At 62.4% G+C, this 12,216-nt stretch carries 11 protein-coding genes; 1 reads left to right on the plus strand and 10 read right to left on the minus strand.

From position 1 onward, the window contains the following. Window positions 1-108: 108 nt before the first annotated feature. The 8 genes from AC19YX_RS33390 to AC19YX_RS33425 form a co-directional block, all read right to left on the minus strand. Window positions 109-1,320 (minus strand): ABC transporter substrate-binding protein, encoded by a 1,212-nt coding sequence (locus tag AC19YX_RS33390; RefSeq protein WP_078473125.1) that lies wholly within the window; start codon window positions 1,318-1,320, stop codon window positions 109-111. Beyond that, the gene (locus AC19YX_RS33395; protein ID WP_500607938.1) at window positions 1,320-2,324 is read right to left on the minus strand and encodes a CobW family GTP-binding protein; all 1,005 of its coding nucleotides are present in this window, start codon (window positions 2,322-2,324) and stop codon (window positions 1,320-1,322) included. Before AC19YX_RS33395 ends, AC19YX_RS33390 begins: the two co-directional genes overlap by 1 nt. Then, a complete protein-coding gene (locus AC19YX_RS33400; RefSeq protein WP_020297472.1) occupies window positions 2,321-2,620 on the minus strand; it encodes a hypothetical protein in 300 nt (99 codons plus the stop codon). Before AC19YX_RS33400 ends, AC19YX_RS33395 begins: the two co-directional genes overlap by 4 nt. Before the next feature lie 13 nt (window positions 2,621-2,633). Then, window positions 2,634-3,383: an SDR family NAD(P)-dependent oxidoreductase gene (locus tag AC19YX_RS33405; RefSeq protein WP_500607939.1), complete on the minus strand. Its 750-nt coding sequence runs from the start codon at window positions 3,381-3,383 to the stop codon at window positions 2,634-2,636. Window positions 3,384-3,534: 151 nt separating this feature from the next. Then, complete coding sequence (locus tag AC19YX_RS33410) at window positions 3,535-4,296, minus strand: SDR family NAD(P)-dependent oxidoreductase (protein ID WP_500607940.1); 762 nt, start codon at window positions 4,294-4,296, stop codon at window positions 3,535-3,537. Between the two features lie 14 nt (window positions 4,297-4,310). Further along, the gene (locus tag AC19YX_RS33415) at window positions 4,311-5,651 is read right to left on the minus strand and encodes an MFS transporter (RefSeq protein WP_201129802.1); all 1,341 of its coding nucleotides are present in this window, start codon (window positions 5,649-5,651) and stop codon (window positions 4,311-4,313) included. A 28-nt stretch (window positions 5,652-5,679) separates the two neighbouring features. Next, entirely contained in the window at window positions 5,680-6,561 is an 882-nt protein-coding gene (locus AC19YX_RS33420; protein ID WP_078473120.1) for a polysaccharide deacetylase family protein, read from the minus strand. Between the two features lie 47 nt (window positions 6,562-6,608). Beyond that, entirely contained in the window at window positions 6,609-7,970 is a 1,362-nt protein-coding gene (locus AC19YX_RS33425) for an amidase (protein WP_078473119.1), read from the minus strand. A gap of 368 nt (window positions 7,971-8,338) precedes the next feature. On the opposite strand from AC19YX_RS33425, the gene AC19YX_RS33430 reads away from it, so the two are divergent. Continuing rightward, window positions 8,339-9,340, plus strand: a complete 1,002-nt coding sequence (locus tag AC19YX_RS33430) for a GntR family transcriptional regulator (RefSeq protein WP_078473118.1) — start codon at window positions 8,339-8,341, stop codon at window positions 9,338-9,340. Window positions 9,341-10,180: 840 nt separating this feature from the next. On the opposite strand, the gene AC19YX_RS33435 is transcribed toward AC19YX_RS33430, so the two are convergent. Together AC19YX_RS33435 and AC19YX_RS33440 are read right to left on the minus strand one after the other, a co-directional pair. Then, window positions 10,181-10,804, minus strand: coding sequence for a hypothetical protein (locus AC19YX_RS33435; RefSeq protein ID WP_153050282.1), 624 nt, complete (start codon window positions 10,802-10,804; stop codon window positions 10,181-10,183). Beyond that, a partial coding sequence (locus tag AC19YX_RS33440) for a glycoside hydrolase family 19 protein (RefSeq protein ID WP_500607941.1) occupies window positions 10,801-12,216 on the minus strand: 1,416 nt, incomplete at its 5' end. The genes AC19YX_RS33435 and AC19YX_RS33440, both read right to left, overlap by 4 nt.

The following is a 12,216-nucleotide window of genomic DNA, read 5'->3' on the forward strand; positions in this document are numbered from 1 at the left end:
GTGGCGTTTCAGGAAACCAACGGCGTCTTCAAGGGCCAACGTCCGAACGTGGCCCGAGCCTTCGGCAGCGGCTACAGATGCGGGTGCGCGGGGTTTAGGGAAGGAAGGTCAACCCTTCCCGCGTCCTGCGCTTTTGTTCCCGGCGCGCAGGAAATCGCCCCAGCGGCGCACCAGATAATTGTGCTCATCCATCACCGAATTCCACACCGCGATATGCCCCATGCGCTGCTCGTAGGAGCCGCCGTCGCGGGTCTCGCCGATTTCGATCAAGGGCTCGCCATCGCTGCCCAGCAACTGTTCGCGGGCCGGCTTGCCGGCGTACCAGTAATCCCATTCGGCACTGCTCAGGTGGTCGCGGCTGCGAGCCGGGTTGCCGATGTAATAACCCTGGCGCGCCATTACCGCGCCGGGCCAGCCCGACAACCACCAATTGAGGTAGGCGTAGGCCGCATCCAGCACCGGCCCCTGGGCATGGCGCGACAACGACAACCCGCCAAACCACGCGCGGTACCCTTCGCGCGGCACCGCCAGGCGGTATTTGACCCCGGCCCGATGCAGGCGCATCAGCGTCGGTGACCACAGGCTCTGGATATCGATGCACGGGCTGAGCATCAATTGCGCGGCTTCTTCATCGTCCGACCAGAACGCCGCAAAATGCCCCTCGCGCTGCTTGCGCACAAGGATCTGCGCCAGGCTGTCGATCTCCTCGATGCTCAGGTTGCCGATGTCCTTGAACGACGCCAACCCACTGCCCTGAATCGCCAGGGCCGCGTCCAGCGCACCAATCGCCGCGTCGCTTTGCAGGGCGATTCGCCCGCTCCAGGCCGGGTCGAGCAACCAGCCCCAGCTCTCATTGGCGCAACTCAAACCGGCCGGCAAGCGCTCCGGGCGGTAGGCAAAACTGTCGGCATTGTGGGTCAGCGGCAACATGCTGATGCGCTCGCTGACCGCACTGCCGAGGCTGCCGTCGTGCTGCACGAACAGCCGCTCGCTGGGCACGCTGCCACTGCCCAGGCGATCGCTGGCCGACAGCCGTCCGCGCTTGGGCAGGTCGTTGATTTCATGCCACAGGGCAATGCGCCGGGTATCGATCGGCTGGATCGCCCGCGCCGGCCAGACAAAGTCGACGTTGTGAAACCACTGGTCATAGAGGTCGTAGCTGTCGGGCTGCATCACCGCGATGCGCTGCGCCTGCTCGACGTCGTGCACCTGGTACACCAGACGGATGCCCAGGTCCTGCTCGGCGCGGACCCGCAGCGATTCCAGCAAGGTCACCGAGGTGCCCAGGACCCGCAACGTGATCGGTTGCGTGCCACTCATCAGGCAGGCTCCCCGGGGGCCGGGGCAAAACTGCGGGCAAACACCTCGAAGGAACGGCGCAGCTGGGCCGGGTCCAGCCCACGCAGAATAAACACCAGCCGCGAATGCCGATCGCTGCCGGGCCAACGGGCAAGGTGCACGGGAGCGTGCAGACAATGCTGCACACCATGGATGACGATAGGGGCTTGGCTGGCGTTCACGTTGAGCAATCCTTTGACGCGCAAAATACGTTCGCCGTGGCATCTTAGCAGCATCGACAGCCAGACCCCGAAGCCGGCCCAATCCAGGGGCTGCTCGAACTCCAGGCAGCACACCTGCGCCGCGCCATGCTGCGCAGTTACAGGCTGCACGCGTTGCAACTGCCAGCGCGCGACCTCGACTTCAGGCTGTGCGCTGCGTACGCCCTCGCCCAGCAACAGTTGCTCGCCGCTGTGCACGGCATGGCTGTCGAGCATCGGTGCGCCGGGGTTCAATACCTGCAACCGCTCGCGCAACCGCGCCACCAACGCGGGTTCGGTGCAGTCGGTCTTGCTCAGCAGCAGACGATCGGCCGCTGCCACCTGGGCCAGCCATTCCGGGTGAATCCGTTCTTGCAACTGGGCATGACTGGCGTCCACCAGGGTCACCACCAGGCCGATATGAAAGCGCCCGCGCAGTTGCGGGTCGTTGTTCAAGGTGGCGAGGATCGGCGCCGGATCGGCCAGGCCGGTGGTCTCCAGAATCACCCGGCGAAAGGCCGGGATCTCGCCGCGATTGCGGCGCGCCAGGAGGCCGAGCAACGCGTCCTTGAGCTCACCGCGAATCGAGCAGCAGATGCAGCCGCTGGGCAGCAGCACGGTGTCGGGCGCGACCTCCTCCACCAGCAGATGGTCGATGCCGACGTCGCCGAATTCGTTGATCAGCAGCGCCGTGTCACCCAGGCTTTCGCCCTGCAACAGGCGGTTGAGCAAGGTGGTCTTGCCGCTGCCGAGAAAGCCGGTGATCACGTTCAGGGCGATGCTCATCGGCCGTGCTCCAGGTGCTGTAACAGGCCGGGATCCAAGGGGTCCAGCGGGCGGCCGAGCATGGCTTCGGCCTGGCCCCAGAGCTGCTCCAGGCCGCTGGCCAGTTCCTGGCGTCCGGTGGCGCCGAGCAGCAGGTAGGCCGAGCCCTGGAAGTCCTCGACCTTGAGCCGCCAGGGCGCCAGTACCCGGTTGATCGCGGCGATCCGCCGCAAGCGTTCGCGGCGCCGGGGCAGTTCACCGCCCAGGGGGTCGCTCCAGTGCACGTCCTCGCCCAACAAACCGCACAAACCACACATGTTCAGGCCTCCTTCAGGGCATGACGTCGCCGGAGTTCGGGCCCAGGGTCTGGCCGACAAACAGGTTGCCCCCCGGCTCGCTGGCCAGCAGCACCGCGACCGGCGCCACTTCATCGGCCAGGCCGAAACGCCCAAGGGGCAGCTCGGCGGCCTTGGCGGCTTTCCAGGCGCTGCTGATGCCGGCCACCAGCGGTGTCTCGATCGGCCCCGGGGCAATGGCGTTGACCAGCACATTGTCCTTGGCCACTTCCAGGGCCAGGGACTTGGTAAAGCCGATCACCCCGGCCTTGGCCGCGGCGTAGTGAGTCAGCTCGGCGCCGCCCTTGATCCCCAGTTGCGAGGCGACGTTGATAATCCGCCCCCAACCTTGCGCCAGCATATGCGGCAAGGCGCGCTGGCTGGCGACGAAGACGCTGGTGAGGTCGACCCGCAGCATGTCGTTCCACATCTCGATGCTGAGGTCGACGCAGCGGGCCTGGGTCAGCATGCCGGCGTTGTTCACCAGGATATCGATGCCGCCAAACTGCGCGACACAGGCATCGACCCCGGCCTGGGCGCCTTCGACGCTGCCGACATCGGCTACGCATTCGAACACCTGCGCCCCCAGGTCACGGCAGGCCCGGGCGCTTTCGGCCAGGCGGGCGGGGTCGCGATCAGCCAGCACCAACCGCGCACCGGCCATCGCATAAGCCCGGGCGATGGCCGCCCCGATACCACTGCCGGCCCCGGTGATCACGGCGCGGCGATTGGACAGTTGAGACATGGGAAACTCCTGTAGCAAAAATTCTGTGACCGCTGCCGCGAGGCTGAGCGGGCCTGAAAAAACACCCCTTATTTAACCGACACTCCTACGGCGTCCGTTATGGCCAGCGCAGCCTGGCGGCAGCGGCTACAGGTAGATATCGGGTGGTCGGTCAATCAGGCCAGCGCACGGTCAGGCCGCCGTCGATGATGATGCTTTGCCCGGTCAGGTAGCTGGCTTCGTCACTGGTGAGGAAGCGCACCAGCGACGCCACTTCATCGGCGCGCCCGACCCGCCCCAGGGGGATGGCCTTGGCGGCTTTGGCCAGGCCTTCCGGGCCCAGGGAGTTTTGCCTGTCCAGGGACTGCGGGGTTTCGATCAGCCCCGGGATCACCGCGTTGCAGCGGATGCCGCGCCCTGCCAGTTCCACCGCCAGCGAACGGCACAAGCCCGGCACACCGGCCTTGGCCGCCGCGTAATGAGCATGGTCCTGCCAGCCATATACGCCGCCGGCAATCGACGAGATCGCCACCAGCGCGCCGCCCTCGCCCATGTGCCGTACCGCTGCACGAAAGGTGCGCATGACCCCGGTCAGGTCGACGTCGAGCATGGCGTTCCAGGCCTGATCGGTCATCTCCAGCAACGGCGCGCGGCGCAGCAGGCCGGCGTTGGCCACCGCGTAATCCAGGCGGCCAAAGGTCTGCACCGCCTGCTCGGCCAGCGCGTCCACCGACTGGCTGTCAGTAACATCCAGGGGCAGCATCAGGCACTGGCCGCCGGCCTCCTCAACCAGGGCCCGGGTGATCTGCGGGTCATGGGGATCGGCCGGGAAATACCCGCCGACCACCGCCACCCCACGCTGGGCATACGCCACTGCCAGGGCCTGACCGATGCCGCTGGCGGCACCGGTGATCAATGCGACTTTCTGAGTCATGGGAGTCTTTTTCCTTATTTCACGGTTTCAGGACGCACATGGCGCGCGGCGAACATCAGCGCCCCCGAGAGGAAGCAAGGCAGTGCGCCGAAGTACAGGGCCGAGGTCTGCCAGTCGCCACCGGCCGACAGCACCTGAGTCGCGCCAAAGCCCGCCACCACCGCGCCGATCGGGCCCATGGCGTGGATGATCGCGCCGCCGGTGGCGCGGATGCTGGTGGGGAAGCTTTCACTGATGAAGAACAGCGCCGCCGAGTAAGGGCCGATCAGGAAGAACAGGCCCAGGCTGTACAGCCCGACCACCGTCGGCATGTTGCTCGGGCCGTAGAGCATGCCGGCGAACGACAGGCCGCCGAGCATCCAGCCCAGGCCGATAACGTTGCGCCGGCCGATCTTGTCGCCCATCCAGCCGTGACTCAGGTAGCCGCAGTAGCCCACCAGGTTCGACAGCACGAGGATGATCAGCGAGTTCTCGAACGAGAGGTGATGCACGCTGACGATCACCGAAGTGCCGAGCACGCTGAACACCTGGATCGCCGCCCAGTTGAGCAGGATCGCCGCGCCGATCACCAGGGTCGCGCGGCGCGAAGTGCCGCGAAATGCCGCCTTGAGGCCGGCCTTGCTGTGTTCGTCGTAGTCCACGCCGTAGGTGCTGGCCACCGCTTGCGCTTCGCTGACCGCGCCGCTTTTACGCAACTGGGTGATGCGTTGGTGAATCTGGAACTGCGGGCTCTCCTTGAGCTTGCGCGCCATGAGCGCGATGACGATGGCCGGGATCGCGGCGAAGATAAAGCAGCCCTGCCAGCCAATGATCGGCAGCAGCACCGCAGTCAACCCAGCGGCGATCAAGGCCCCGACCGGCCAGCCGCCCTGCACCAGGCTGTAGATAAAGCCCCGGCGCTTGGCCAGCTTCGGGTCATCCGAGGCGGCGTACAGCTCGCTGAGGTAGGTGGCGTTGACCGTCTCCTCGGCATACCCCAGGCCGCCCAGGGAACGGATCAGAATCAGCGGCGACTTGCCCCAGGCACCGCCGATGGCGGTCAAGGCCGAGCACAGGGCCGAGCCGGCGACGGTGAAGATAATCCCGGTGCGCCGCCCCAGTTTGTCCACCAGCGGGCCGATGGCCAGGGCCACCACCGCGGTGCCGACCGCGACCCAGGTAGCGATCTCGGCCTGCTCGACCTCGCCCCAGCCAAAATGCCGGCCGATTTCCGGGAGCAAGGTGCCAAACAGAATGAAGTCGTACACCGCAAACACCCAGGCGAAAAACGCGATCCAGGTGGCAAAGCGCACTTGGGCCGGGGTCAACTGCTGGGGTTTCCAGCCAGTCAGGTCGAGCTTGTTGTAGATAGACATGGATCGCGCCTCAAGTAAGTTGCGGTGATCAGCGGTTACGGGGGTTACGGCGGATAAAGTCGTCGGCGATCTCGTCGAAGGTGACGAAGCGCACGCCAGCATGGCTCTGGATGTGTTCGATCAGGCGTTCGAGCATCAGCAGCACTTGCGGGCGGCCGGAAACGTCGGGGTGGATGGTCATGGTGAACACCGCGTGTTCGTGCTCGCGGTAGACCCAGTCGAACTGGTCGCGCCACATTTCTTCGAGGTGACGCGGGTTGACGAAGCCGTGGCTGTTGGGCGATTTCTTGATAAACATCATCGGCGGCAGGTCATCGAGGTACCAGTTGGCCGGGATCTCCACCAGCTCGGTTTCCTGGCCGCGCACCAGGGGCTTCATCCAGGTGTCGGGGTGCTGGCTGTAGTCGATCTTGGTCCAGCTGTCGCCGACCCGCACGTAGTACGGATGGAAGTCGTTATGCATCAGGCTGTGGTCGTACTTGATGCCCTTTTTCAGCAGCAGTTCGTTGGTCACCTTGCTGAATTCCCACCAGGGCGCGACGTAGCCGGTGGGGCGTTTGCCGGTGACCTGGGTGATCAGCTCGATGGACTTGTCGAGGACGATTTCTTCCTGCTCGGCGGTCATCGCAATCGGGTTTTCATGGCTGTAGCCGTGCACGCCGATTTCATGGCCGGCGTCCGCCACGGCCTTCATTTGCTCGGGGAAGGTTTCCATCGAGTGCCCGGGAATAAACCAGGTGGTACGCAGGCCGTAGCGCTCGAACAGCTTGAGCAGGCGTGGCGCGCCGATCTCGCCGGCGAACAGGCCACGGGAGATATCGTCCGGGGAATCTTCACCGCCGTAGGAACCGAGCCAGCCGGCCACCGCGTCCACGTCGACACCAAATGCACAGAGAATTTCTTTAGCCATGAGCGGCCTCCAATCGTTGCGTGTTGTTGGAAAGGGCAAAGGGAATTTCAGGAATCGAGCAGCGCTGCCTCCACCGACAACGCAGCGCGCAGCAGGCGTGCGTCCTCGCCCTGGGGCAGGCTGAGCAGCACGCCAGTGGGCAGGCCCTGGGCATCGCGGCCGCTGGGCAGGCTGACGCCGGGCATATCCAGCAGGCTGCCGGGCATGGTCAGGCGCAGGGTGGCGAGGTTGGTCTGGGCAAACAGTGAGTCGTCGGCCTCAAGCGGCGCCAGGGGCGGCGCAACATGGGCCACGGTCGGGGTCAGCAGCAGCGCGCCGTCGAGCTCGGCTTGCAACTGTTGCTGCAACATCCGGCGCGCCTGGTACAGCTTGAGCAACTGGCTGGCCGGCATCGCACGCGCGGCCTCCAGGCGCCGCCGCACGCGGGGGTCGAGGTGCTCGGCTTCGGGGCTGTCGAGCAGGCTCTGATGCAGGGCAAAGGCTTCGGCCGCGCCCAGCCAGCCGTGGTCGGCGATCAGTTGCAGGCTGGCCTGGAACGCCGGCAGCGGCCGCACTTCCAGCAGCGCTCCGGCACTGCGCAGGCGTTCAACCGCCGCCCGCAGATTGGCCCGCACTGCGGGCTCGACGCGGGCATCTTCCAGCACTGTTTGCTCAACCCACACCCGTTGCCCGGCCAGGCTGCGCACCGGTGGCGACTGGCGTGGATCATGGCCGCGCAGCAGTTCATCGAGCAGCCAGGCGTCACGCACGCTGCGGGTCAACGGACCAAGGCTGTCGAGGCTGCGGGCCAGGGGGAAGACCCCATCGCGGCTGTAGCGCCGGCAACTGCTGCGAAACCCAACCAGGCCATTGAACGCCGCCGGGATGCGAATCGAACCGGCAGTGTCGGTGCCCATGGCCAGCGGCACGATTCCGGCCGCCACCGCCACCGCCGAGCCCGACGACGAACCGCCAGGCACCCGCGGCTGGGCATCGCTATGGGGGTTGAGCGGCGTGCCGAAGTGCGGGTTCAGGCCAAGCCCGGAATAGGCGAACTCACTGAGGTTGGTCTTGCCCAGGCTGACCAGGCCGGCGCGGCTGAGCTGAGCCACGCTGTGAGCATCCAGCAGGGCCGGGGCGATTTCGCGGCGCACCGCCGCGGCCGCCGTGGTGCGACTGCCGGCGAGGTCGAACAGGTCTTTCCAGGCCAGTGGCACGCCATCCAGGGCGCTCAGGGGTTGCCCATCACGCCAGCGCGCGGCAGCGGCTTCGGCTTCCCGCCGCGCCCGCGTCGGGCTCAAGGCAATAAAGACGTGGGGCGTACGTTCGGCCTGTTGCAGCGCCTGTTCCAGCACCTGCACCGGGTCGTTGCGGCGCTGGGCAAACTCGGCGGCCAGCGCAGTGGCGTCCAACAGCGGTGAAGGGGTCATGGCGGGTACTCCAAATCCAGATAAAATGTACTAATTATTAAAATGTACGTTTTATACAGAGCAGGTTCCGTGCCATCTGGAGTTCGCCTTGGGCAGGCAGGGTCTGTCGAATCATGCCGAATGGGGCAACAGGACCGGTGTAGAGAGGATGAATAAGGAGGGCGGGATGCCGACGGACGGAAAATCGGATCGGTAAAAGAATCACCATTGAAATAATGTACCTTTTGCTAAAAAGTACATTTTAGTGCAGAAAAGTAACATTCCCCCTCTCCAAGCCCCAGGACGGGGCACAAAAACGTGGCGCGCAGTGACACTGGCCAACTGTGAGAGAATCCCCGGCCATCGCCGCACAGCCCCCAGAGGAACCGATGAAAGCAGCACCCGCCGAGGACCCACGCACCGCATCGCGCTACGCGATGATCCGTCAGGTATTACGTGACGCGATCATCCAGGGCACCGCCTTGCAGGGCCTGGTGTTGCTGGAGGCGCCGCTGGCGGAACTGTTCGGCACCAGCCGCGTGCCGGTGCGCAAGGCGCTGAACCTGCTGCACGACGAAGGCCTGATCAGCCGCTTCGATGGCCGTGGCTACCTGATCAACCCCGAAGGCCTGGCCATCGAGCCATTGCGCCTGCCCTTGAGCCATACCCACCTCGGCCTGGACAGCGGCGAAGAGCTAGTGGACACCCGGCCCCTGGGGGAACGGATCTACGAGGAAATCGGCAGCGCGCTGTCGACCTGCATCGCCTTCGGCCATTACCGCCTCGACGAACAGGCCGCCGCCGAGCACTACGGCGTCAGCCGCGCGGTGGTGCGCGAGGCCTTGATGCGCCTGCGCGATCGCGGGCTGGTGGAAAAGGAACCCTACTCGCAATGGCTGGCCGGACCGCTGACCGCCCGCGAAGTCACCGAAGACTACGAACTGCGCGCCTGCCTCGAACCCGAAGCCCTGCGCCAGAGCGCCCCGGGGCTGAGCCGCGACGTCTTGGAAGCCATGCTGGAACGCATCACCCAGGCACAACAGGTCGAGCATTGCAGCCTGCAACAACTGGAACGCATCGAAGAAGACCTGCACCAGCACTGCCTCGCCGGCCTGCAGAATCGCAAAATGGCAACCCTGATCCGCCAGGCCCAGAGCCCGATGATCATCAGTCGGATTTTCTACCGCCTGCTGGGCATCGGCGCCGACCCGGCGATGCTCGCCGAACACCGCCTGATCCTCGAACTGCTGCTGCACGGCGCCTTCGACGCCGCCGCCCTCAACCTCAAGGAACACCTGCAACGCGCCCGCCAACGCATGCTGCAACGCCTGAAAGTCCTGTCGGTCGTCCCCGAACAGGAACTGCCGGCCTTTCTCAGCAAAATCAGCTAAGCCCTAGCCCGCCCTGATGGCTGGGTTGTCACCGATCTGTAGCCGCTGCCGTCAGGCTCGGGCCGCGTGTGGGCGCTGGTCCGAACAGACGCCGTGATAATCCGGAAGGAATGCGGTGTTTCGAAGGGCCAGCGCAGCCTCGCCTTTCACTCGCTGTCTGCCGGTAAAAAGTGGATGGAGCGAATAATTTCGAGGACCTCCGGTAAAGCCTCCTCTGAAGTGGGAAGAACCGGTTTGTTTCGGGCTTGCCAGATTTCGCGAGGGTCGGCGCCGAGCCGGATACCGCCATTTCTGGTGATTAGCGTATGGTTTTCATCGTCCATACATAGGCTGAGGATGCGTGATCGAGGCGGGGCGACACCGGTGTAAGTTGAATATAGGCTTCAGTGTAATAGTACGAATTAAGTGAGCCTAACTTCCGCATCTGAATATCGCGAATATCTTCTGCGAATAGTTCACGGCTTAAACTCCATCGGACATACCTTAGTGGCTGCGCCTGATCGGAAACTAAAGTAGAGCGATGGCGGCTTCTTGCCATTCACACGCCGCACACCGTGGCAGCGGGAAAGATACTTTGATCAAGTAACAGCGCTTGCGTGTAGGCATGGGCGCGATAACACTCGTCCAAGTCGTTGAGCTACGGGCGGGTACAGCCAACATGAACGGACAGTTTGATCAAGCAACTCATGCGTCGGAAGAATACATGTTAGTAACAGGTGAGATGTAGCCCTGACCATTGTTGGCTGTGGGCATGAAAAAATGGTGAAAATCAATATACCAGCCACAGCAGATCAACATAATAAAACTCGAAAATAAATATTGATAAACCCTATAAATTCATCACTCAACAGAAAGGCTTTTGATGACCTCGGCTTGCCAGCTTTTTTGTGATGCAAACCCACTATTCCTAGCCGAACCAAGACTGCATAGAGCTAGAGAAATTGCGGTAGTTTTGCCGTAAAGTACGCCATCCCAACATTCGTATATCTCTTTGACCGGCGTTAATATTTGCCCGCTTTTATCTGGCTTATCATAAGTAACTTCAAGCTCGGAAACGATGACAATATCTCTCTTCCCTTCTGTGAGCCCAAGAAGCTTCTGAGATCTTACTTGATACTGCGTGACATCTCTCTGAGCATCGTAGTAATCGGTTCGCGTCGACATCGGAGACTCTTCAGACAATCGAATTGCCCCTACAAGTTTTTTCTCAGTCAAATACTCTTTATTGGATGATACTGATCCGTAGAAGAAGGGACTGTGTGTTTTATCTTGATATATAAATCCACATATTTTCTCGTCATAAACAAACGTACGTTCTGAACTGAAGGAGAAGCCGCATGCCGATAGCAAGTCATAATAGTGTTTCTGCAAAATATCGAATGATGATTTATGTGCACCGCCCTCCGAAGCGATGGAAAAAATCGAGACCACAGAGAGAAAGAAAAATATTAATACCTTACTCATGGTTTTAAGTTCCCATCTGGAAGATTGGTAGTCACATCATCACTGAGCATTTTGTAAGCGTACTTGAAATATCTGATGCGTCGATCCAGGTGCAACGCAGCCCTGTTAACTTGGCGCGTTACATTTAAAACGTCTGCTGACACCGTCTGTTCATCAGTGAGCACCTGAAATATCGAGCTGTCGGCCCGGGTGTTTATATTTGTCTTGCCATCTAATACCCATCTATAGGGTTTCAAGCTGCCCGGAGGGTTGGCATATCTATCTCGTGTGGCTTCAGCTGCCCAATAGAAGCCGGATGCGTCGACTGCAACGTACGCATCTGACTGCAGGAGGAGCTGATTTGGCTCGTTGGTGTAAGTGGCATTGCGATATTTCTCATATCGATCGTAGTTCACACGCCCTGTTACCTGGATGACTCCTCTCCCTCGGAACCGAACGCCGTCTCCAGGTTGCGTATTTCCGAGATCTGCTCGACCTTCGTACGCGGCACCACTCGCATATTCGCGGACTGTCTGAAGACCGTCCGTTTCTTGCGCGATCTGTCCCCAGAAATGTGCCGTCCTCAGCGCGGATAGAAGATAGTATTTCCTTCTGACCAGATTCAGTATCACCCACATACGTGGAGGCAGTAAATGCTGTTCAGTAGATTGGCCATTACGGATGAGGGTTATCGCTCGGTCGTATGTTAGGCCGATACCTTTAGCGGGCAGCAGTTGTACCGTCTCCAATTGGCTCAACCACCCACACCTCTTGAAGACCTCAATAAACCGCAACGGATGAAAGTGATAATGCACCTTGCCCAAGGCCAGCCCCCCTTTCACCGCGTCCTCCCAAAACGCCAGCGCTCCATGGTGGCGCTTGAGCTTGTCGTAGGCCTCAGGTGACAGGCACAGGCTGAGCAGCACGTTGGCCGGAACGTCGTTTGGATCGTCGCCTTTGATCCAGCCCCAGCGCTGGTCGAAGTCGTCGCGCGACCACTCGGTAGGGAGTTTGGCCACGCAGTAGCTCAGGCGCTTGCGCATGCTGGCGTTGTGGATCTTGGCGTAGGCTCGGGCAAGGCGGTCTTTGTAGTGCAGGGCCGTGTCCAACGCCTTGGCGGCGGCATGCACGGCTTCGCCCAGCACTCCCGGCAAGCTCGGCGCGGGGTTGGGGGTGGGCGCCATGGGCTCGATCAGGTCCAGTAACTGTTTCGAGTCGCAGCGACTGTTGCCATCGGTGTCGTCGTCGATAAAGGTCCAGCCGAGCCAGTCGGGGAAATCGGCGTCGCTGTATACCTTGACCCCTGCCGGGTTGAGGTCGACGAACGCTTGCACGCCGCCCGGGGTGACGATCTTGCGCACATGGGGCAGACGCCCGCCTTGCATGTCCGTCGCGGCGGGCGCATCAGGGCCGAGGATGCGTCCGAAGCGCAG

This window comes from Pseudomonas sp. MF09150, from assembly GCF_059862355.1.

Bases quoted from the DNA above. Each gene is read 5' to 3' on its own strand.
- AC19YX_RS33415 (WP_201129802.1), bottom strand. From the start codon at position 5,651: ATGTCTATCTACAACAAGCTCGACCTGACTGGCTGGAAACCCCAGCAG.
- AC19YX_RS33405 (WP_500607939.1), bottom strand. From the start codon at position 3,383: ATGTCTCAACTGTCCAATCGCCGCGCCGTGATCACCGGGGCCGGCAGT.
- AC19YX_RS33435 (WP_153050282.1), bottom strand. From the start codon at position 10,804: ATGAGTAAGGTATTAATATTTTTCTTTCTCTCTGTGGTCTCGATTTTT.
- AC19YX_RS33400 (WP_020297472.1), bottom strand. From the start codon at position 2,620: ATGTGTGGTTTGTGCGGTTTGTTGGGCGAGGACGTGCACTGGAGCGAC.
- AC19YX_RS33425 (WP_078473119.1), bottom strand. From the start codon at position 7,970: ATGACCCCTTCACCGCTGTTGGACGCCACTGCGCTGGCCGCCGAGTTT.
- AC19YX_RS33395 (WP_500607938.1), bottom strand. From the start codon at position 2,324: ATGAGCATCGCCCTGAACGTGATCACCGGCTTTCTCGGCAGCGGCAAG.
- AC19YX_RS33420 (WP_078473120.1), bottom strand. From the start codon at position 6,561: ATGGCTAAAGAAATTCTCTGTGCATTTGGTGTCGACGTGGACGCGGTG.
- AC19YX_RS33410 (WP_500607940.1), bottom strand. From the start codon at position 4,296: ATGACTCAGAAAGTCGCATTGATCACCGGTGCCGCCAGCGGCATCGGT.
- AC19YX_RS33430 (WP_078473118.1), top strand. From the start codon at position 8,339: ATGAAAGCAGCACCCGCCGAGGACCCACGCACCGCATCGCGCTACGCG.
- AC19YX_RS33390 (WP_078473125.1), bottom strand. From the start codon at position 1,320: ATGAGTGGCACGCAACCGATCACGTTGCGGGTCCTGGGCACCTCGGTG.